The sequence below is a fragment of the Streptomyces sp. NBC_01237 genome, from assembly GCF_035917275.1.
Taxonomy (GTDB): Bacteria; Actinomycetota; Actinomycetes; order Streptomycetales; family Streptomycetaceae; genus Streptomyces.
Genome location: NZ_CP108510.1, coordinates 47240 through 67759, shown reverse-complemented (window position 1 = coordinate 67759; position 20520 = coordinate 47240). Strand labels below are relative to the sequence as shown.

Here is a 20520-nt window from a genome sequence, read left to right as displayed (position 1 = left end):
GCTTCAAGAGAGCCATAGGCTGATTTCCCCACCGGTCCGGGCCCGGCGGCCACGCCGCCGGGCCCGGACGTAGTCTGATCAACCCTTCACACAGAAACCGAGGACTCCACTTCATGTTCCGTTATTGGCTCGCGACCGTGCGCCGCACCGCCGTGGCCGCCGCTTCGGTCGCCGTTGTCGTGGGGGCGGCCATGGCCGGTGTACTGATATCGGAGGACACGGACGTCTGGTCGGCCGCGCTGCTCCAAGGGGCGCTCGCCGGCCTCCTGGCCGGCGTCGTCCTGTCTGCCGCGGTCGCCACGTCGAGCACGTGGCATGCCTGGCGTACGGCCTCGCGTCATGGTCTGAGTCTGGCCGCCGAGGCCGCGGCTGTGCCCTGCACCGCCGAGTTCCGGACCCCCGTGCCCGCCGGCACCACCGCCTACCAGCTCACCGACAGCGTGCTGCACGCCCTCAAGAAGGTGCCGTTCCCCCGGATCGATGAAGTCGAGGAGTTCACGCACGGCAAGCTCACCCTCGTCTGCGCGACTTCGCTCGCCCTTCCGGTGAGGCTGCGCATCTCCATCGAGACAGACCGGAACACCGCGACGGTGACCATGGACGCCCGCCCTGTGACCACATGGAAGCGTCTCGACGGCGGCGCCAGCTGGAGCGTCCTCACAGCGACCAAACCGCATGTCAGCAAGGCCATCCACCATGAAGCGGGCGGCACGAACGCAATCTGAGCACGGTCGACGACGGCCTTCTTGGCCTCGGCTTTCAGTTGCTGCTGCTGAGTGGTCAGGTGGGGGCCTTTGGGGTGGTGCCGGTCGGAAGGCATGGTGAGGGTCCGGTGCAGTGGTCGGGGGATCTGCAGGTCAGTCGCCTGGGCGGGGCGGGGCCGCGAGTCAGTGGAGGGCGATGACGAGTTCGTGTCGCCAGGGCCAGGTGGCAGCTACCGCAAGAACAGACGGCGGCCGCCGTCGGCACCCAGTACAAGCTCTCCGAGGTCTACCGGCCTTCGGCCCCCAGCGTGAGCCGCGGGATTTCGCGTGGCCGGTGCCATTGAACTACGGAAGATCCGTGATATTCAGAGATCTGGACAAAGCCCCTATGAACAGCCACTCTCGCGATGAAGATCCGTTGGCCGTTGTGGCACTCTGTAGTTTCACTACCGTCTCCTAGCCTTCTTTGCTATTTCAGCAGCCTACGATCGTTCCCAATTAGGGAGCCCCTTGCGTCGGTTCTGTCTATCAGAGCTCTTGCGGCAAGCATTTAAGAGCAACGCTTCGGCATGTGAGAATGGGATACTCGACAAGGAAATAGGGCACAAAGTAGGGAGCATTGCATTGTGGTGCCGTATTCACCAGTCATGAGTGATTTATGTCTTGGCATGACTGCATGCAAGTGCAATCAGCGTATTGCCACGGGACTTTCCAGGAGAATCTAATGCGCCGACGCCGCGACCAGGCCCGCGATTACTTGAAGCCAGCCGATCCGGATATCATTGCGATTACCATTCAGGAAATAGTTGCCCTCGTCGAAGTTCTAGAGCACGCCCATGTTCAAATTTCTAAATTGAGCAATTCAGACAGTGAGACCATCATCAATGCGAGCGGTTCTGCACTGATCCCGTCACTCTATGCGCGAGCCGGGGTGGTCACGCTCAAGGGGCATCGCAGCCGCAATGTACCTTTGCTCGTCGGTGAAATTGCACTGCTTGATGCTGCCGTGATCAACCTCGAATCATATGAGGGGAACGAGGTCACACTGTGCGTCGGCTACGAGTTGTTGGAAAAGTTCGCAATTCGCAAAAGGAATGCTTATCCTGTGCGCCCCGTGCACGGAATCTTGGCCTTCGCTGACGAGATTGGGGACATGGGTAGCAGGCCGGTGAATCCTTCTCTCGGGTGATGGCGGTCCGCCCGCCGGCGCTCATCCTGACCGCGGGCCAGGCCGCGGACAGCCCGCAGTTCATTCCCGCCCTGAGGACGGTGCGCGTGTACGGGACCGCCGGCCGCCCCCGCACCCGGCCGGACGAGGTCGCCGGAGACAAGGCCCACTTCTCCCGCAGCAATCGCGCCCACCTGCGAAAACGCCACATCAAAGCAGTCATCCCGGAGAAGAAGGACCAGGGCGCGAACCGAATGAAGGAGGGTTCCCAAGGCGGTCGGCCGTCAGCCCCGACACCGACCTCTACAAAGAGAGGAACACCGTCAAAGAGAGGAACACCGTCGAACGTCTGATCAACAAACTCAAGGCACGGCGCGGCATCGCCACCCGATACGACAAGACCCCGGACAGCTACCTTGCCGGACCCACCTGCGCGCGTCGATGATCTGGATCAAGGACCTCACCCGGCCCACCCAACGATCACGGCCCGATACATGCCTTGGCCGCAGTGTGGGGCTCACAGAACCGTCACCACATACTCTCTGACAGCGCCAAGGCACGGCTCCCGCGACGATGCTTCAGCATGGAGAGCTGGAAGCTCGACAGGAGCCGCGCTCGCTGGCAGTTCACACCAGCCGTGTCGTGGCGCAGCACTTCGAGCGGGTCGACGGATGGGTCACTCAGCGCATCCTCCTCACCCACCCGGCCCCTGAGGCTCAGGACTTGGTGCAGAAGAAGACCCTGCCGCTCGATGCTGCGCTATCGCTCGGCAAACTGGCCCGGGACAACACATGGGACTGCGGTACGGCTGGCATGGTGGAAGGACGAGCAGAAGCGGCGGGCAGCCGCATCTGCCGAGCGATCAGCTGCCAAGAAGGCCGCCAAGGCGTCAGCCGCTCCAGAACAGCCGACGGGCGAGCCGCCTGCCGGGACTGGGCAGAACGGGTCCGATCTGTTTCACGGCCGTAAAACAGATCGGACTGTCCCAGCACCGGAGGAACCGGCTGCCACAGAGCAAGAGCTGTCTGCCAGCGCAGCGAAGGCGGGCGCGCCAGCCGCTCCTGTGCAGGAGAACAGATGGGTGGCCTCGGTGACGGAGGTGCCGCCAGCCGCAACGGCCTGACGGTGCACGGCGTCGGCGTCCTCGACGTAGAGGCGGAGGAAGCCGGGGGTCGGCGGCCACTCCGGCCGCGCGTCGAACAACATCACCACCGAATCGCCGATTCGTACCTCCGCATGCGCGACGCTTCCGTTCTCACTGGTGAGACAAGCGAGCTCTTCCGCGTCGAAGGCCCTCTTCATGTAGGCGATGAGCTGCACCGTGTCGCGAGAGATGATCCACGGCGTCACGGTGGTGTAGCCCTGGGGAATCGGCTTGACGGATATCTACTGCCTCCTGGAGCGCGAACCACGACTTGGCGAAGACGCTAACCCCGATATAGGTCCTTTTCTCTCCTAGTATTCCAGTGTGGTTTCGTGATCACGTGCGGGTCGACTGCGCCCGGACGTGCCCGAAATTCGTTGATTCGAGCCGCAGTTGCAGGCGGGCTCTGTGGGCACGCATATTGATGGTCGGGCCAGGAACCGATCTACTGCAGCACACGTCTCCTGCACCATGACCTCAGGCGAGCACCAAGAGCACATGTTTTCCACCAGGTTGGTTTCACCGTCCTCGGTGAGTGTGGATCCGTCGAAGACCAACGACTACAACAGCTTCGCCGAGGCGTACACGGCTGCGAACGAAACCAACCTGGTCAATGCCTACTACGAGCGTCCCGCGATGCTGACCCTCGCTGGAGACGTGGCTGGCCGGCGGATCCTCGACGCGGGCTGTGGCTCGGGGGCCTTGTTTGCCGCGCTGCGTGACCGTGGCGCCATGGTGAGTGGTTTCGACTCGAGTGCCGGGATGCTGGGGCTGGCTCGGCAGCGGCTCGGCGACGGTGCGGATCTGCAGGTGGCGGAGCTGGGCAGCCCGCTTCCCTACCCTGATGACACGTTCGACGATGTAGTGGCGTCGCTGGTGCTGCACTACCTGGAGGACTGGGGGCCGGCGCTGGCCGAGCTGCGACGCGTACTCAGGCCCGGCGGTCGGCTGATCGCGTCTGTCGACCATCCCTTTGCCGTCAACCTCATTCACCGTGAGGCCGGTCGCGAGGCCGAGTGCGACTACTTCGACACCACCAAGTGGACCGTGGAGTGGAGCATGGGCGGCCAGACCACCCTGGTGAGTCGCTGGAACAGGCCGCTGCACGCGATGATCGAGGCTTTCACCGGGGCCGGTTTCCGGATTACGGTCATCAGCGAGCCGGAGCCTGATCCCGCCGCCCGCGAGCTGTTCCCCGAGGCCATCGCGGCCGAGCCGCGCTTCCTGTGCTTCCTGTTCTTCGTACTGCAAGCGGATTAGGCCGTGTGTCGAAAGTCGCTGAGAGGCAACGTGGTGGCGGGCTGGAGCGTCCATGGGATTGCCGGACTCGGCTTGGCCAGGGTGTTAAGGGGAGCTCGTGGAGCGGGGTATGGGGAAGCAGGACGGTTCAGGGCGAGAGCTGAACGCTTACGAGAAGGTTCTCGCAGAGGACTGCCGCGTCATGCGTGAGATGTTCCGCGTGCGCATCGGCGGTGCCCATGCCGGGCTAGTCACAGCAGTCTTCATCGTGGTCTTGTTCGCTGCCATTGGCGGCACCGTATGGGCTCTGATCGTTGGTGGAGCGGTTGCGTTCTGGTTCACCATCGCCCTTATCGCGGTTGTCGGTGGCGGTCGCCGAGGGTGGGCCGCAGTCAAGCGCGCTTACGTCTTGACTTTCGGTTGGGCCGGCTGGCTGTGATCGTCGGCGAGGGCACGGCCGACGCGAGCAGGCAGCATCGACAGCTCCGTTCGTTACAGCCATTCTCCGATCGCGGCGACAAGGACGGTGGCTTCGAAGCGGACGGAAAGTTTGTCGAATCGGGTGGCGACCGCCCGGCGTCTCTTGAGGCGGTTGATCCCGCACTCGACCGCATGGCGCTCGTGGTAGTCGACCGGGTCGAAGCGCGGCGGCCGACCGCCGAGGGAGCCGAGCCTTCGGCGGTTGCGCACCTGGTCGGCCTTGTCAGGGATGGTGCAGCGGATCCCGCGGCGGCGTAGGTAGGCGCGGTTCCTTCGGGAGACGTACGCCTTATCGGCCCGCACCCGGTTGGGGCGGACGCGTGGCCGGCCCGGCCCAATGCGAGGCACGCGGACCTTCTCCAGGACGGGCTCGAACTGTGGTGAATCCCCACGCTGTCCTGCCGTGATCACGATCGACATGGCTTTTGGCCCTGCTCGACTGCCAGGTGCAGCTTGGTGGTGAACCCGCCGCGCGAGCGTCCCAGCCCGTGATCTCCGGGCTCGGTGAACACACCGCCCGGCGGTTCCTTCTGCAGGTCGCCCTGCTTGCGGGCTCCGGCCGCACGCTGATGGTCACGGCAGACCGTGGAGTCGACGCTCAGGTCCCATGTGATCGCGCCCTTGGCGTCGGCAAGAGACTGCAGCCGGGTGAGGATCTGGTGCCAGGTGCCGGTCCGCTGCCACCGGCGGAACAGGTCATAGACTCGGCCCCACGGCCCGTACTCGACAGGCACGTCCCGCCACGGAACACCGATCCGGACCCGGAACCGTATGCCGTCGATCAGACGCCGCCGGGGCCAGACAGGTGGCCGACCCGCCTTCGCCCATCGGCAGCACCGGCTCCAGCATCGCCCACTGCTCGTCCGTGAGATCTCCTCGACCCATGAACCGTGATCATTCACGGTCCAAGATCCACTTTCGACACACGGCCTAGACGGGCACCAATGGCATCGCGCCAAGGCACGCTGAGGCGGAACCCTGCGAGACAGGTCAGCCAGCCGTTCCCGGTTAGTGGGTTCTGAGGTATTTTGCCGATGGGGCGTATCTCAGCGCGCGGTGACCGAATACGCGGCGAGCGCGCGGTTGTCGCGCGGCTTGGCGATGGCCCGGAGAACGTCGACCTGGCTCAGGACGATCTGTCGTACCGCCTCGGGCAGTGCGGCCAGACGTTCCTCTGTTCCGGCCAGGGCGAGGCAGGCAGCGATTTCCCAGTCACCGTCCTGAAGCTCTGCGGTATCGACCGACCCGCTGCCGTCAGCCGTCCAGTCGGCCTCGGACAGGAGCCGCAGCAGCGCTTCACGGGAGAAAGGCGTGCGGACGTTGCCCTGACCATGCGCCCCTGCGGCCTCGATCTGCCCCTGGATCAGCACAGCAAGCAGGTGCGCCAACTGGTCGCCGGACGCAGGCGTCAAGTCCCACTCGGTGAACCACAGCCGCCGCGCCCACGGCCGTACCCGGGCCAGTGTGTCTCGCAGTTGTCCAAGCGATGCGAAATACCAGGAACAATGTGCGAGCACCACGTGGTCAAAGGCACTTTCGGGGAAGTCCACTGATGGGTCAAGCACGTCGGTGCCGAAGAGGAAGTCGATGCGCGGCCCGAGGGGGCCCGCCGCGAGCCGGGCTGCGGATTCCCCGAGCGTCACTGGCGCCCCGTAGGAGGGCTCGGCCACGTCGACGGCAACCACGCGCCCTTTGGGCCCAACCGCCTCTGCCAGGACGGCGGTCATGTCGCCCTGTCCGCAGCCCAGTTCGAGGACGCTGGCGCCTGGCGCGATGTGCCAGCCCGCCACGAGCGCGGCGCGGTGGCGAGTCTGGGACAGCTGGCTGTCCGGGCTGTGATCGGCGGCGGCCATTCCGGCTGCGAGCGAGGGGGCCTTGGCGCGAAGATCGGAGAGATTCACAGAGTCCTTGGTGATACTCGACGGGTCGGTGGTGACCGATGGTAGAAGACGCGGGGCAGCACACCTTCCGGGGCACCCCGCGATGCCGCAGCCTGAACAGACTGGAAGCACGCACTCAAGAGATGTGGAACGTCAGCGGCCCGCGACTTCCCAGTGGTGGGCGCCGAACGCGGCCGTCGACGTGGTGCCGGCCGATGCGGAGATCTGGGTGCGGGTCCCCGGCCTCGACGGGTGTCCTGCCCGATTACGAGGACATCGCCTGACGGCTGCCCGGACCGCAGCCAGGATGGATTGCGTCGGCGGGCGAGGAGTAGGCCGCCAGGACCGCCCGCCACGCCCTTGTGTGTCCGGGATCGCAGGATCGGGATGTGGAGTTCCCGATCAGGGTGGCGCTGGCCAGGGCGGTGCCGGTGCTGCCGCGCGGGCCGGGCTGGTTCTACGAGCCGAAGTTCGACGGCCACCGGATGGTGCTGCGCCGCACAGAGGACTCCGTGGTGCTGTACGCGAGGTCCGGACGGATCGTCACCAGCCACTGGACGGACCTCGCGACCGCCGGCACGCACGCCCTGGCCCCCGGGACGGTCCTGGACGGCGAAGCCGTCATCTGGAAAGACGAGAAGCTTGACTTCAGCGCGGTCCAGTCCCGTGCCGCTTCCACCCTGTCCCGCGCCCGGACCCCTGCCGCGCAGTACCCCGCCTCCTACGTGGTCTGGGACCGCCATGCTGCTCGGTCTGCCCGTGGCACCTTGAGGCCACGTCTGGTCGAAGAGTCCTGACTCATGAGTGCCAGATCGGGCCGTCCGGAGCAGGCCGCCGGGAGAAGCGCTGGAGCGGGTCTCCCCGCACGGATCGTTGACGGGCAGCCCCGCCGCATCACTACGACCACGGTGGCGACCAGGCGCTGGGCGCCGAAGCCGCCGTTGCGGCGGCCGTGCTGGACAGGGTCGGGGTAGCCCGTGCCGTATGGGTGCGCGGGTCAGGGCAGGTCTCCGGAGTACGGCCCGAACCGGCGGTGGCGGTGGCTTCCGCCACCGCCACCGGACCCGCCCCAGGAGGCCGGGGGCAGCGTCGCGCGACTCAGCGGCTGAAGGACGACCCCAGGGCCGCCTTGACCGCCACCGTGCCCAGCGTGCCGTGGCCGAACGTGAAGGAACCGGTTCCGGTCTTCATCGACGGAACGACCCAGAGGGAACCCTCACCGGCGTTCTCGCCGGGTGCGCCCACGGCCAGTTCGGCGCGGCCGTCCTTGTCGCCGTCCACGAACGCGGCCGCACCGCCGAACAGGTCGCCCGCTTCCGCCGTCCCGGTGATGCCTTCGGTGGTCTGGTTGAAGCCCGTCGAACCCGTGCCCGTCGGACCGGCCGCCGTGCCCGGCAGGATCACGATCCCGCCCGCCCGTGCGACCGTGCCGAGCGCCTCGCCCGGCACCCCGACCGCGACCTCCCCGTAGCCGTCCCCGTTGGTGTCGGCGATGGCGAGGGACTGGCCGAACAGGTCGCCGCGCTCGGCGACACCGAGCACGCCCGCGGAGTCCTGGTTGAAGACCCTCGCCTTGGTGCCCTGGGCGCCCGCGGCGCTGCCCGGCACATAGGTGATCAGGCCGCCGAGCGAGAGGGGGTGGTCGACGTCGCTGTCGTAGCCTTCGAGGCGGCCCACGACGATGTCGGCGTACGCGTCGCCGTTCACGTTGCCGACGGCGAGCTTCTCCCCGGCCTCCAGCCTGTGTCCGTCGGCTCCGGTCACCACGCTGAAGCGACCCGGACCGGTGGGGCTGCCCGCAGCGACGGATACCATCCGCAGGTCGTCCTCGCTGTCGTGGTGGGAGACACCCACGACATCGTCTCGCCCGTCGCCGTTGACATCGCCCGCCCTGAGCTCGAACCACCGGTCGGTGGCATAGGGCGTCAGGGCGGCGGAGGCCGCGGTTCCGGCGCGGGTGAACGGCCCCGTCAGGACCTGGAGGTCGTCGTGCACGAACGTGGCGAGGTCCTTGGACCCGTCCCCGTTGAAGTCGCCCGCGGTCAGTTCGCTGCCGACCTCGCTGTACGGGGTGCCCACCAGGAGTGTGGCGCCACCTGAAAGCCCGGCCGCACCACCCCATACGATGGTCAGCGTCCCGGCGTCCACGCCGACACCGTCCTCACCCGCCGAGCCGACCACCAGGTCGGTGTATCCGTCCTTGTCGAGGTCGGCGGAGACGAGCGTGCTGCTGAACCTGTCCCCGGTCTCCGCGACATCGGGGATGCCGGCCGAGTCCTGGGTGAGGACCTGCTTGGTGGCGGTCTTCAGGCCACTGCTCGACCCGTAGACCACTCCGGCGAATCCGGCACCGGCGAAACCGTTGACCGTCGCCCCGGGCGCCGAGAACGCCAGATCACCGTACCCGTCACCGTTGAAGTCGTCCTGCGGCCCGGCGTGGGCGGTCGTCGCCTGTACGGGGCCGGACGGCACGGCCGCATGGGCGACGTGGGGCAGGCTGGCGACGGCGGATGCCACGGTGATGGCGAGGACCAGGCGTGTACCGAGGGTGCGGACTGCCACGCGGGACTCCTGAGGGAGAGTGCGCGGGAACGTCCCGGGCATGTTCCCCCGATGGTCACTGCGCGTTCGAATGCAGTTGATCTGCTCCCGTACAGACAGCCGGATCCGGCCAAGGGTTGTACCCGCCGGACACACGTGATCAAAAAGGGGCGGCTCACACCCGCCGTACGCGCCCCGAGATCCGCCGGTCGATCCTTCCGAGTGTGCTCGGCCGGTTCCACGCGCGGAATGCGTCCGCGCGGTCGCTGCTGCCCGCGCTCTCCACGGCCGGCTCGTGCAGCGGCACCGACGACTGGACGACCGGCCCGCTCCCGCGTGCCGGATCGTCCACCCTCAGTACCGGGCATGTCTACGGGATGGGGACGGCGGCGAGCACCAGGAGCGCGATGCCGCTTGGACTCCCTGGCGGCCGGGCGCGATGGCCGTCGCCGGGACGGGATCGGGAGGGGCCTTGACCCCGGATTTTGAACACGTCTATGCGGCTTGGGTCAGGGTAGTAGCTTTTGGTTTGAGGGCGTTCTCGTAGGCGATCGGGGACCGTTGGCCGAGGCGGGAGTGCCTGCGGCGGGTGTTGTATCGGGTCAGCCGGCGGAAGGCGTCGAGCCGCGCCTGGCGCTCGTTCGACCAGGCTTTCCGCCTTTGAGCGTCTCTCTTTTGAAGGCGGCGTTGAAGCTATCCGCGGCGGCGTTGTCGGCGCTGGAGCCGATCGCGCCCATGCTCTGCCGGACCCCGGCTGACCTGCAGATTTCCGCGAAGGCCCTGCTCGTGTATTGAGATCCGTGCTCCGTGTGGATGATCGCTCCGGTCAAGTTTCCGCAGGTCCGCTCGGCGGCCGTGAGGGCGTCGATGACGAGTTCGGTGCGCACGTGGTCTGCGATCGCCCACCCGGCCGGCCGACGGGAAGAGAGGTCGATGACGGTCGCGAGGTAGAGCGGCTTCGCGCCGCTGACCGGCAGATATGTGATGTTACCGACGTACTTCTTGTTGACCGCGGCCGCGGTGAAGTCGCGGCCGATCAGGTCCGGTGCCTTCGCCGCGGCCTGGTCCGCGACGGTGGTGCGGTGCCGGCGGCGCAGACGGACTCCCTGCAGCCCGATGGTCCGCATGATCCCCGCGACGCGCTTGTGGTTGACCACCGGGCCGCCCTCGTCGCGGAGTTCGGCGGTGATCCTGGGAGCTCCATAGGTGCCGTCGGAGTCCTGGTGAACCTTGCGTATCCGGGCGGTGATCCGGGCTTCGACGGTCTGGCGGGCCGCTCTCGCGGCCGCGGAGCGGCGCCAGCAGTAGAAGCTTGAGCGGGCCAGGCCGAGGATGTCGCAGAGCCGCTTCACGCCGTGTCGGCGCTGGTGGTCTTCAACGAACTGGTAGCGGTTCACCAGCGCGTCTCCGTCGCGAAATACCGGGCCGCCTTGCGGAGGATGTCGCGCTCTTCTTCCAGCTCACGGATCCTCTTCCGGGCAGCGGCCAGCTCCGCCTCGACGGCGTCACCACCGGCAGGTAAGACGGCCGGCGGCGAGGAGTGGGCGCCGGAACGACGCCCGTCAGCAGCCCGGATCCAGTTCCGCAGCGTCTCGGTGTTCACTACGAGATCACCGGCCACCGACTTGATCGTCGCTCCCGGCCTGGACCGGTACAACGCGACCGCGCCCGCCTTGCACTCGGCCGGGCACTGCTTCATCCCCACGGGGACTCCGTTCTCCTGGACCATCAAGATCCACGTCTCTTCGGTGTCCAAAACCCAGGGTCAAGGCCCATGTACCAGGAGTGGCGACACCAGGTACGAGCCGGGCTGAAGCAGTTGCAGGACAGCTGGGTGGATTTCTATCGGTCCACCCAACTGTTCCGTGTGTACTCTCCGACGCTGATCCACGGTTTGTTGCAGGCCGAGGGATACGCGGCCGCCCTGCTGTCCTCGATCGGCAGGTTCTGCGGTATTCCGGTCAATGACGGTGCGGAAGCGGGAGCCGCCAGGGTCGACCGGTCCCGCGTCATCCGCGAGCCGGGGCGCAGGTTCGTCTTTCTGATCGAGGAAGCCGCGCTCACCTACCGGGTCGGAGACGCGGACGCGATGGCCGCACAGCTTGGCTACCTCCTGAGCGCAGGGGCGCTTCCGTCCGTGTCGCTGGGTATCATCCCGTCGTCGGTGTCCCGTGATCAAGGCTTGTGGCCGCAGGAGATCTTCCACGTGTATGACGACAACTTCGTCTCTGTCGAGCTGCTGTCCGCTCAGGTCAACATCACTCAGCCGTCCGAAGTCGAGCTGTATGTCCGGGCGTTCGAGCAGTTGCGCGGTATGGCCGTATACGGAGCAGCAGCGAGAGCCCTTGTGGTGAAAGCCATCGAAGTCCTCGCCTGACCATAGACGCACGAAAGTGCCCCTACCGCCCGTGGCGGAAAGGGCACGGACCACCGCCTCGGCTGCAGGGCGCCGGAGGCGGGCTGATACTCGACGATCTGCTGCCCGCGCCACTCTGCGAGCACGGCCAGCGCCGCAACCTCGGGGGCGTCTGCGGTCGGGCTCCAGCGGAGCTTCGTCGAGACCCAGCGCTGTCCCGTAAATGGTGCGCCGAGTGGGGTGCCTGGCATGACTTGGTACGGTTGCCCATATTTGGGTGGCGGCCTGGACGTGTAGTGGGCCTCGGATTTCATGGAGGCCGAGCGGTGAGGTTCGCCTGCCGGAACTTTGGACTCTCGGATCTGCCGCGGCGCGGTCTCGCTCTGCACGAGGCTCCCGTGGAGGTGCTTCTCCTTGATATCGAGGCAGAGCTGTCCATCTGGGATCAGGGGAGGGTGGTGTGGTCCGAGAAGTCGTTCCCCGTGGCCGAGCTTGCGTGCCAACTGGTGCTCTGGCTCCAGGGCCCGGCCACTGGCCAGCAGAGTTTCGAGCTCGACTCGATGCAAACGGATGCGGGACTGATTCGCATCGCGAGTTCTGACGGAGGCTGGCGGATTGGCTCCGACTTCACGCCCGACTTCTGGACCTCTCCCGTTGCTTGGGATGCTCTCGTGGCAGTGATCAAGCAGTTCATCCGTACGGTACGTAGGGGCGTCACCGCGATGGGTATCGAGCCGTCCTTCGTCCCCGCGGTCTGACGGCTCTTCCACCCGATCGGGACAGGACTACTGGCTACGTAGGGGTGTTCACGAGCGTGTCAGACCAGCGGTGCAAGCAGGCGTTCAAAGATCGTTCCCCTGCCGGTGATCGTTTCCCACGTACACTCCCGGGATGCCGCCGAGGAGCCCGGTCCGGGTCGATGAGGGTGCACTGTCGGACCGGCTCGGTCCTGATGCCACGAGGTTCGACCTGACCGGCGTCTCGCTGATCGTCGGTGCCACGGAGATCCAGATCATCGCCGACGCCAACGCCGACCCGGCGTCCAGCGGCGTCAGGAGTCGGGACCAGTTCCGTCTGGTCGGCGAGGTACCCGCAGACATCGACGAGGCGCTGACCGGCTACCGGGACATCTGGAGCTTCGGTGAACTCCGGCAGCGGCCGGTGAGCATCGCCATCAGGGTCGGTATCGGTTGCTTGCTGCTCGGACGAGCCGAGTTCCGCCACTGGAGGCCCGGCCGTTACGAGTTCGAGTTCGTCGAGCCGCTGACCAGCAGCATGCTGGAGATGGTCCGGCCCTCCGTTCCCGATCCGGTACTGCCCACACCGACGTGGGTGGATCTCGTGGCGGCGCGTCCGCAGGAAGCGTTGACACTGTTCGTCGAGTCGTGGTTCGCCCGGTCCCGACAACCGAGCATCAACACGTCGGCGGAGGCCGTGCCGGCCGCGCTGGCTGCTTTCTACCGCCTGGCCGAAGAACGGCCGGGAATCCTGGGTTCGCACAACTACGTGCACGAACCGGAACCCGACCGGTGCGGCCGGGGCGAGGAGCACCTCTCGTTCGCCTGCGAGGTTCAGGGATGCTGGTCGTGGTGCTGCCCCCGCCGTCCGGACACGGAGAACGGAGAGCACACCGTCCTGCTCGTCCGGGACGACGAGGCACTGCCTGAGCAGGAGCCGCTGAGCAGGTTCCTGCTCCAGTTCGTTCTGCACGAGGCGACCTTCAGCGCGCCTTACCTGGCACAGGCCGTCGCCTCCGCCGACGACATCGTCCCCCTGCTCCGCTCCGTGCTGCGGGAAGTCCCGCTGCGGCCCTTCATGGCACCGCTCGATCCGACGACCTTCCTCGCCGGCCCCGGCATCGTGGTCGCACTCTCGGACGGCCCGGGGGAGAACGGCGAAGTCGCCGTCAGCATCGGCGCCCTCCACCGCAGCGCCCTGCGCCCTCTCGGGCAGTTCGACGTCCCCTGGATCAGATTCGATGGCTGATGCCTTCCCGCCCCCGGAGGAGCGGGATGCTGCGGCGGCGAACTGCGGGCCGGCAGCGGACCGCTTCCGGGACGAGTGCTTCAAGCCCGGTCTGCGGCGCATCTTCCGGTCCGTGGTGACCGATCGGATACCTACCGACGAGCGGCCACCGCACAGTGCTCTGCTCTTCGGGCCGGAGTTCGGGCCCTTCGCCTCAGACCGCGAGTTCGCAAGCGACTTCTACAACGAAATCCACCACCAGGGCATCAGCAACGCGTACACCGCGCAGGCGGTGCCCATGGTGGCCGCCCTCGCCTCCGACGAGCGCGTTCCGGCTGATGAGCGAGCCAGCCTGACGACGCTCCTCTTCCACATCGCCGCCGAGACCGACCGCCTCACGGCGGACTGCTGGCCCCGGCAGCACCCGCAGAATGATCCAGCCGCAGCTGCCCGGGCACGCGCAGCCGTCCGGCGGACGCTTCCAGGGCTGGCGGCCCGTTGGGATACCGCGTCCCTGGGTGTCCGCCTCGCTCTGGCCGCCCTCTGTGCCAGCTTCCCTGAGGAGCCGATGTCCCTCTCCTTGCTGGAACGAACGGGAGCATTGGCAGAGGACCTGCACGACAGCCGACCGCTCTCCGGCTTCCTCCGCTTCGCACGGCTCACCGGCACCGCTTCGGAAGAGGCAGTGCACGCCCGGGTCGACGAGCTGACCGCCTCCTACTGGAGGACCACCCCATGCGAACTCCCAGCTCGGCAACGGGCAGTGCACCTGCTCGACCAAATGCTGGCCTGGCTCCGGTGGAAAGTGCTTCCCAACCTCGCCGAATGACCGCACCAGTCACCAGACGCCTCGAACGGCACGCGAAACGACGGTTCCTTCGGCAGACCAGGGCGATCGAGCGAGCGTAGCCGCCGATCTCCAGCGGAACGACCAGCCGACCGCCTTCGGCCAGTTGCTCGCGCGAGGCGCGGGCAGATTCCACCATCCCCCCAGCATTCAGTGCCTGCGGAAGCGCGGATCCTATGGTCACCGCCGTCCTCGGCGACCGCGGCCAGGGCGCGCCCGACCACGTCCCGGCGGGCGGCTTCGACGGCGTTGCTTGTCCTTCGCTCGGTGTTCTCCGTCGCCGACACCCGCCGCAGACAGACCTACCGCAGAGGCACCTGCGGACACACGTGGCACAACCTGCCTCCCTCAGTGGAGAAGCTGTAGCGCTGACAGCCGAGGATATTGAGAACCGGTTCGCCGGTCGCAGCCCGCTTCCCGAGGCCTTGACGGTCGGCCTCCACCAGTTCCTGACCCAGCTCACCCCGTCCCGCGCCACGCTCCGACTGCTTACTGATCGTTTCAGAATGCGGTTCGGAGTCGTCTCAAGCAGATGATGCTGCAGGCGAGTTGGAGCAGTCCGAGATGGAGGTCGGCGCGTATCTCGTAGCGGATCCGAAGGCGTTTGAACTGGTGCAGCCAGGCGAAGGTCCGCTCGACGACCCAGCGGGTCCTGCCCAGGCCGGAGCCGTGCGGTGTGCCGCGGCGGGCGATCTTCTGTGTGATCCCACGAGCTCGGACGCGACGGCGGTACTTGTCGTAGTCGTAGCCGCGGTCGGCGAACAGTCGTCGGGGTCGGTGGCGTGGCCGGCCGCGCAGGCCGCGGATGTGCGGTATGGCGTCCAGCAGGGGCATGAGTTGGGTGACGTCGTGGCGGTTCCCGCTGGTCAGCGAGACGGCGAGCGGGGTTCCGCGCCGGTCGACGATCAAGTGGTGCTTGCTGCCGGGGCGTGCGCGGTCGACCGGCGAAGGTCCGGTGTGAGCCCCCCTTTGAGGGCCCTGACGTGCGAGCCGTCGATCGAGGCGTCGTCCATCTCCAGCAGGCCCTCTTTGCGCAGTTCTGCCAGCAGGACTTCGTGGAGGCGGGGCCAGACTCCGGCTTCGGTCCAGTCCCGCAGGCGCCGCCAGGCCGTCACCCCGCTGCAGCCCACCTGCTCCGCAGGGACGTCCCGCCAGCTCACACTTTTGCGCAGCACGTAGACGATGCCCCGCAGAGCAGCACGGTCATCGGCCGGCAGCCGCCCGGGATACCGGTGCCGCCGAGGCGGACGAGGAGGCAGCAGCGGGGCTACGCGTTCCCACAGGTCATCGGGCACTAGATCAGCAGACACCCGGCAGATCCTGCCGACACAACACCCAACTGCCAAGCCAACACACCGATCTCATTCTGAAACGATCAGTAAGCCGGGGCGGAACTGGCGGCCGGTGCGCAGGTCCGGCACGAAGGCGTCCAGCACTACGCGGCGGAAGCGCCGGCGCTGGGCGGGGGTGAGGTGGTGGAGGTCGGTGGTGAAGCGGGGGCAGGTCTCGAAGGTGGGCACGGTGGACTCCTTCGGGGCAGCACGACGAAGCCCCCGGCGGGTGCCAGGGGCTGTGTAGGCGGGGCTCGTTGTTGGGGTGTTCGTTCCGTGGTGCCGGATGGTGCTCAGCGGTGCTGGATGGTGTCGTTCAGGCCTTGGTGTGAGGGCTGCCGGAGAGCGATGACATTCGCGTCCGGCCCGGGGCCGCTTCCCGCCCGAGGGGCACTCGGAAAGAAAGTTCGGCCGCTGCTCCCCCTGGCGGGACGTCCTACTGATCGGCCTTTTCTTGCAGGTCAGAGCCGTGTGACGTGGTCTCCATGACAGTGGATATCAGGGTCATTCGGGCCGGTCAGATGTACCGCTACTACCTACGCCAGACCGTCGTCGGCGACGGCCGCCGCCCGGCCGCGCTCGGACTCGCACCGGGTGAGGAAGTCACGGAGAGCCAGTTGCGGAACTTGTTCGGCGAGCGCGGCCGCCATCCCGACGCGGACCGCATCGAAGCCGACCTGCTCGCCGAGGGCGCCTCCCCGAAGAAGGCATTCAAGGCCGGCGCTCTGGGACGCCGGGTGACGGTCACAGGTGTCGACTTCGTGTTCCGGCCGCAGCCGACGATCTACCTCCTGTGGGCACTGGGGGATGAGGAGACCCGACGGGTGATCGAGGCCGCGCACGAGTACGCGATCATACGGGTGCTGGAGTGGATCGAGGACGAGGTCGCGGTGATCCGGTACGGCAAGGACGGCATCTCCCGGGTCCGGCCGCCCGGCGGTCTGGTCGCCGCCCGCTTCCGCCACTACGAAGCACGCTCCGGGATGCCGCTGCTCCATGATCATCTGCTGCTGTCCGTGACGGGGCAGCGCCTGGACGGGAAGTGGGGCTCGATCCACACCCTGGCCCTGCACGAGAGCACGGTCGCGGCCGACACGCTGTACACCCTTCAGATGACCACCGAGGTGTGCGAGGAGCTCGGGCTGGCGACTGTGCCGAGGGAGGTGACGCCCGGCCTGCGCCCGGTGATGGAGATAGCTGGCGTCGACCAGGAGCTCATCGACTGGTCCTCCACCCGCCGCCGCCGGATCGAGGACGTCCTCGAGGGCATCACCGACGACTACGTGAAGAAGCACGGCCGGCTGCCCGGCGAGCGAGCCCGCCACGGCCTGGCATGGTGGGCGGCGCAGGAGACCCGCTCGGACAAGAAGACCCCGCGCCCGCTGGACCAGCTGCTCGCGTGGTGGCGTGTCTCCGCGCTCCTGAAGTTCGGGCAGCGGATGGTCGACGGGCTCCTTCAGCGGTGCCAGGCGGCCGGGGCGGCGATCCGGGCCCGGGTGGGGCCCTGGGTGGACACCGCACTCGCCACGGTCGACGTCGCCGCGGTCGTCTTTACGTGCGCGGAGTCTTCTACCACCGCCACGTCCTGGCCGAAGCGCGACGGCATCTGCTGGAGACCCTGCGCGGCCGTGGCTTCGCGCGCGGCCTGGACGACTACATCGCGGATGCGGCCCTGTCCCGGCACTCCCGTCAGCTCACCGCGCCCCTGAAGGGCCGCCCGGCTCCCGCCCCGGACCAGCTCACTTACACCGCGGACTTCGCCTGGCCGCACCGCTGGTGGGTCGCCGGGATCGGCGGGAAGCCGCCGCGGGAGTCATCCCGGTACGAGCGGGCCCGGGTCGCCAGCCTTGTCCTGCAGAACGCGATCCACGACGCCCGGATTCTCTCCGGCGCGCGGGACGAAGGGCCGGCCGCGCACACGTCGGCCACCGCGTACGCCGACGACCACCACCACGACGACCAGGCGGCGCCGCACGCCGTCGACCACCCGGACCGGGACGCCGCCCTCACCCCGGCGCAGCGGGCCGCCGCCGTTCACGCTCATCAGCAGGCTGCGATGCCCGAGGAGCACCTGGAGGGCCGTACGACCGATCCCGCGACGTGGCTGCACACCCCGAAGAACCTCGCTGGCTGGCCGCCCTCACGAAGGCGTCCGAAGCCCGCAGCCGCGACGTCGCAGACGGACAGCAGCCCAAGCAGCCTGACAAGGACGCGACCGACCCCGCCCGTCAGCAACAGCACACCAACCAGCCGGATCGGGGCAGGGGGCGGGCCCCAACCGCTGACGAGGACACCAATCAGCCAGCGGCTGGCCGATCGGCGACTTCACTCGCGAGGCCCGGCGAGCCGGACTGAGAATCGGGGGCGTTGGCATCCGGCACGGGAGGAAGGCCGGTTGAGATGACGTACGGGGCCAGTGCCAGGAAGACGGCGACCCGTCCGGCCGATCTCGGTTGTGGGCGGTCCGGCATGATGCCGGGGTGAGCATCATCATCGAGTTCTTCGCGGCTCCGGATGACGCGTCAGCGGCTCTGGCTCTTCAGACCGGGCCGCGACGCGCATTCGAGTCGCTCTCCTTGGGCAACCACGACTGCGGCCACCCGAGCTGCGGGCTACCTCGAGGCCCAGCAGCCCTATCTCGTCTACGATCTCGCCCTCGCCCTGGGCTGGCCGATCGCGACCGGCGTGATCGAGGGCACGTGGCATCTCGTAAAGAGCCGTCTTGATCTTGCAGGAGCGAGATGGACCTCCCCAGCGCCTGTTGAGCCAGCAGATCTCCGCCGGCGGCAGCGAGCGCGGTGGAGCGGCAGCGGTGGCTTTTCCATCTCGATATCTCGTGGCGGGGCGAGCACAGACAGAGGTAAATCCTGCACGCAGGGACAAGGTTCCTGCGCTGGGAGCCAACGACAGACAGTGCAGACAGGGTGAACGATTGAGGCCGCGCTACCCGTTCGACCTCTTCGAAGGAGCTCATATATGCGCAAGACTGTCGTCAGCATCGCCGGGGGCATGATGTTGCTCACCGGTCTCATGGCAACTCCCGCCATGGCCTCCGCACCGTCCACGGTCGCAAGACTGGCACCGATGGGCGCCCAGGACTGTACCCATTTCGATCTGGTGAGCAATGAAGGTGCCGCAGATGGGTGGATCTGCGGAAACTCGGCGTCAGGTTGGGTGGAGGACCGGCGCGCAGACGGACGGTGCCCCTTCGTCCGGTTCTGGGACAGCGCGACCGGCAAGGAGGTCAACGGTCCGTCGGTTGGACCCAAGGGGCGCAGGATCTCCTTCGGGGTCAACACGCCATCCGGTTACGCCTTCTACGGATACGCGGCGATGGAGTGGCGCAGCTGCTGACCGCATTTGATGCTCTTCTGGGGGCGGGCGGTGGCGATCCACTGTCCGCCCCCAGGTTGCGTCCCCACCCAGCCTGCGGGGAGGGCGCATCTTGTCAGCCGACACATCCAACCGCACCCGGCACAGGACCTGCGATCCTTTCGCCCGTGATGGGATCACGGTATGCGCAGATTCATGTCGTCCGCGGCGGGCCGGCAGCGTGCAGGCCTACCCGCGCCCGTGCAGGTCGTCCCGCGCACACGGCCAACACCGATCCTCCGCTTGCCGTAACCGCCCCGAACCAGACCCTGTCAGCAACTCGCCCGCCCGCGACCACGCCGACGAGGTGTTCCGACAAGGCCACCAGGGCACCGCTGCCTGGGCAGCCTGGCTCGCTGGTGCACGACAACCCTGGCTTGGAGAAGCCACCGCTGGAGCAGACAAGCAGACCGCATTGCGCGAGACCGATGAGCCTCTGTTCGGCGCGCAGAGCGATGGTCACCGTGCTGGTCGACCGGCTCTACGCGCAGGGTGGCGGGGCGGTGTGGTTGAGGTCGCGCCAGGCACGGGGGGAGAGGCCGTATGTCTGTTTGAATACTTTGCTGAAGTGGGCGGCGTCAATGAAGCCCCAGCTGTGCCCGATCGCAGCGATCGTCCGGTATCGGGCATTGGGGGTGGCCAGTTCGCGGCGGCACGCCTCCAGGCGGTGGGAGCGGATCCAGTCGCCGAGGGTGATGCCCGACCGGGCCAGCAGCGTGTACAGGCGCCGGACTGAGATGTTGTGCGCCGAGGCGATTTGTGCGGCCGATAACTCACGATCACACAGGTGTTCCCGCATGTATCGCATGATCCGAAGGTTGAGCGTTGCCTCCAGTGACTCCTGGGCCAGGGGCGATTCGCCCAGCTGGGAGACGACGGCTGCGCGGAGGAGTTCGATGCTGGGCTCCCTGACCGCCTGGGCGTGCCGTTCGTGATGCAGCCCGTCCGTTACGGCCAGCCGGGAGAAGTACGCGAAGGCGAGGGCGGCAACGGGATTGTCGGGGGCGAAGGTGACCGCGGTCATCTCCCGCAGCGATCGCTCGGGCAGCTCGAGCGCGGCGCGGGGGAAGCGTAGGAAGTGGTGGTCGACACCGGTATCGAAGGCGAGCGTGTAGGGGCGGGATGTCTCGTAGAGGACAAACTCTCCCGGCTTCAGCACAGCTTGGTTGTCGTTCTGCGCTGCCAGGCTGGTGCCGGTCATCTGGAGGCCCAGAAAGACGAACGGCTCAGTGTCCTCCCGCGCCAGCCGTTGTGTCCGCCGTATCGTCAGGCCGGTCGCCTGCCCCGAGCAGATGCCGATGGAACCGACCGTGTTCAGCTTGACCTTGACCGAGATTTCCTCCGGTGAAGGATGGTGGTCAATGTCGATCCGCACGACGGATTCCCAGACAGCGTGCCGGACCGCCTCCTCCCGGTCCCCCGCCAGCATGGGCGAGGTGTCCAAAGTCATGCTCACAGAACGGCACCACCCGGCAACGCGGCTGGCGTGATCC

At 67.3% G+C, this 20520-nt stretch carries 18 protein-coding genes and 4 pseudogenes; 13 read left to right on the top strand and 9 right to left on the bottom strand.

Annotated features, from left to right (window positions below; all coding sequences use genetic code 11):
- Positions 1–113: 113 nt before the first annotated feature.
- The 3 genes and pseudogenes from OG251_RS43505 to OG251_RS43495 all read left to right on the top strand — a co-directional run.
- Positions 114–725, top strand: coding sequence for a hypothetical protein (locus OG251_RS43505; protein ID WP_326682833.1), 612 nt, complete (start codon positions 114–116; stop codon positions 723–725).
- A 703-nt stretch (positions 726–1428) separates the two neighbouring features.
- A complete protein-coding gene (locus OG251_RS43500) occupies positions 1429–1893 on the top strand; it encodes a hypothetical protein (RefSeq protein WP_326682832.1) in 465 nt (154 codons plus the stop codon).
- A gap of 8 nt (positions 1894–1901) precedes the next feature.
- Positions 1902–2349 (top strand): annotated as a pseudogene (locus OG251_RS43495) (transposase); the annotation flags it as partial.
- A gap of 480 nt (positions 2350–2829) precedes the next feature.
- Here OG251_RS43495 and OG251_RS43490 read toward each other — a convergent pair.
- A complete protein-coding gene (locus OG251_RS43490) occupies positions 2830–3258 on the bottom strand; it encodes a VOC family protein (RefSeq protein WP_326683025.1) in 429 nt (142 codons plus the stop codon).
- Positions 3259–3487: 229 nt separating this feature from the next.
- On the opposite strand from OG251_RS43490, the gene OG251_RS43485 reads away from it, so the two are divergent.
- Together OG251_RS43485 and OG251_RS43480 are read left to right on the top strand one after the other, a co-directional pair.
- The gene (locus OG251_RS43485; protein WP_326682831.1) at positions 3488–4276 is read left to right on the top strand and encodes a class I SAM-dependent methyltransferase; all 789 of its coding nucleotides are present in this window, start codon (positions 3488–3490) and stop codon (positions 4274–4276) included.
- Between the two features lie 109 nt (positions 4277–4385).
- Positions 4386–4694: a hypothetical protein gene (locus OG251_RS43480; protein ID WP_326682830.1), complete on the top strand. Its 309-nt coding sequence runs from the start codon at positions 4386–4388 to the stop codon at positions 4692–4694.
- A 53-nt stretch (positions 4695–4747) separates the two neighbouring features.
- Here OG251_RS43480 and OG251_RS43475 read toward each other — a convergent pair.
- Positions 4748–5620 (bottom strand): annotated as a pseudogene (locus OG251_RS43475) (IS5 family transposase).
- Between the two features lie 161 nt (positions 5621–5781).
- Positions 5782–6636, bottom strand: coding sequence for a class I SAM-dependent methyltransferase (locus OG251_RS43470; RefSeq protein ID WP_326682829.1), 855 nt, complete (start codon positions 6634–6636; stop codon positions 5782–5784).
- Between the two features lie 368 nt (positions 6637–7004).
- Between OG251_RS43470 and OG251_RS43465 the strand changes: the two genes are divergently transcribed.
- Positions 7005–7412, top strand: a complete 408-nt coding sequence (locus tag OG251_RS43465; RefSeq protein WP_326682828.1) for an ATP-dependent DNA ligase — start codon at positions 7005–7007, stop codon at positions 7410–7412.
- A gap of 301 nt (positions 7413–7713) precedes the next feature.
- Here the strand turns inward: OG251_RS43465 and OG251_RS43460 are convergent, their stop codons facing one another.
- A complete protein-coding gene (locus OG251_RS43460) occupies positions 7714–9177 on the bottom strand; it encodes a VCBS repeat-containing protein (protein WP_326682827.1) in 1464 nt (487 codons plus the stop codon).
- 474 nt (positions 9178–9651) lie between these two features.
- A pseudogene (locus tag OG251_RS43455) lies at positions 9652–10861 on the bottom strand (IS3 family transposase).
- Positions 10862–10930: 69 nt separating this feature from the next.
- On the opposite strand from OG251_RS43455, the pseudogene OG251_RS43450 reads away from it, so the two are divergent.
- From OG251_RS43450 to OG251_RS43430, 5 genes and pseudogenes are all read left to right on the top strand, one after another.
- A pseudogene (locus tag OG251_RS43450) lies at positions 10931–11533 on the top strand (DUF5753 domain-containing protein); the annotation flags it as partial.
- A gap of 377 nt (positions 11534–11910) precedes the next feature.
- Positions 11911–12270: a DUF7878 domain-containing protein gene (locus OG251_RS43445; RefSeq protein ID WP_326682826.1), complete on the top strand. Its 360-nt coding sequence runs from the start codon at positions 11911–11913 to the stop codon at positions 12268–12270.
- Positions 12271–12403: 133 nt separating this feature from the next.
- Positions 12404–13498: a hypothetical protein gene (locus OG251_RS43440; RefSeq protein WP_326682825.1), complete on the top strand. Its 1095-nt coding sequence runs from the start codon at positions 12404–12406 to the stop codon at positions 13496–13498.
- Entirely contained in the window at positions 13491–14306 is an 816-nt protein-coding gene (locus OG251_RS43435) for a hypothetical protein (RefSeq protein ID WP_326682824.1), read from the top strand. The genes OG251_RS43440 and OG251_RS43435 overlap by 8 nt, the downstream gene beginning before the upstream one ends.
- A 171-nt stretch (positions 14307–14477) precedes the next feature.
- Positions 14478–14690: a DUF5958 family protein gene (locus OG251_RS43430; RefSeq protein ID WP_326682823.1), complete on the top strand. Its 213-nt coding sequence runs from the start codon at positions 14478–14480 to the stop codon at positions 14688–14690.
- Between the two features lie 135 nt (positions 14691–14825).
- Here the strand turns inward: OG251_RS43430 and OG251_RS43425 are convergent.
- Both OG251_RS43425 and OG251_RS43420 read right to left on the bottom strand, forming a co-directional pair.
- Positions 14826–15634, bottom strand: a protein-coding gene (locus OG251_RS43425) for an IS5 family transposase (protein ID WP_442818483.1) whose coding sequence is annotated in 2 segments (ribosomal slippage) — positions 14826–15295 and positions 15295–15634 — 810 coding nt in all. Because the reading frame shifts where the segments join, the coding sequence is not laid out codon by codon here.
- A 51-nt stretch (positions 15635–15685) separates the two neighbouring features.
- Complete coding sequence (locus OG251_RS43420; protein WP_326681575.1) at positions 15686–15844, bottom strand: hypothetical protein; 159 nt, start codon at positions 15842–15844, stop codon at positions 15686–15688.
- Between the two features lie 296 nt (positions 15845–16140).
- Here OG251_RS43420 and mobF point away from each other — a divergent pair, with 296 nt between their 5' ends.
- Positions 16141–17364, top strand: coding sequence for a MobF family relaxase (mobF, locus tag OG251_RS43415; RefSeq protein WP_326681574.1), 1224 nt, complete (start codon positions 16141–16143; stop codon positions 17362–17364).
- A 104-nt stretch (positions 17365–17468) separates the two neighbouring features.
- Here mobF and OG251_RS43410 read toward each other — a convergent pair whose 3' ends face one another.
- A complete protein-coding gene (locus OG251_RS43410) occupies positions 17469–17765 on the bottom strand; it encodes a hypothetical protein (protein WP_326681573.1) in 297 nt (98 codons plus the stop codon).
- Between the two features lie 866 nt (positions 17766–18631).
- On the opposite strand from OG251_RS43410, the gene OG251_RS43405 reads away from it, so the two are divergent.
- Positions 18632–19009 carry a hypothetical protein gene (locus tag OG251_RS43405; protein WP_326681572.1) on the top strand — a complete coding sequence of 126 codons (378 nt, stop codon included), beginning with the start codon at positions 18632–18634 and terminating at the stop codon, positions 19007–19009.
- 499 nt (positions 19010–19508) lie between these two features.
- Here the strand turns inward: OG251_RS43405 and OG251_RS43400 are convergent, their stop codons facing one another.
- A complete protein-coding gene (locus OG251_RS43400) occupies positions 19509–20483 on the bottom strand; it encodes a helix-turn-helix domain-containing protein (protein ID WP_326681571.1) in 975 nt (324 codons plus the stop codon).
- Positions 20484–20520: the final 37 nt, after the last annotated feature.

Excerpts from the sequence above, each read along its gene's own strand:
- OG251_RS43505 (WP_326682833.1), top strand. The coding sequence starts at position 114 with ATGTTCCGTTATTGGCTCGCGACCGTGCGCCGCACCGCCGTGGCCGCC.
- OG251_RS43500 (WP_326682832.1), top strand. The coding sequence starts at position 1,429 with ATGCGCCGACGCCGCGACCAGGCCCGCGATTACTTGAAGCCAGCCGAT.
- OG251_RS43485 (WP_326682831.1), top strand. The coding sequence starts at position 3,488 with ATGACCTCAGGCGAGCACCAAGAGCACATGTTTTCCACCAGGTTGGTT.
- OG251_RS43480 (WP_326682830.1), top strand. The coding sequence starts at position 4,386 with ATGGGGAAGCAGGACGGTTCAGGGCGAGAGCTGAACGCTTACGAGAAG.
- OG251_RS43440 (WP_326682825.1), top strand. The coding sequence starts at position 12,404 with ATGCCGCCGAGGAGCCCGGTCCGGGTCGATGAGGGTGCACTGTCGGAC.
- OG251_RS43435 (WP_326682824.1), top strand. The coding sequence starts at position 13,491 with ATGGCTGATGCCTTCCCGCCCCCGGAGGAGCGGGATGCTGCGGCGGCG.
- mobF (WP_326681574.1), top strand. The coding sequence starts at position 16,141 with ATGACAGTGGATATCAGGGTCATTCGGGCCGGTCAGATGTACCGCTAC.
- OG251_RS43405 (WP_326681572.1), top strand. The coding sequence starts at position 18,632 with ATGCGCAAGACTGTCGTCAGCATCGCCGGGGGCATGATGTTGCTCACC.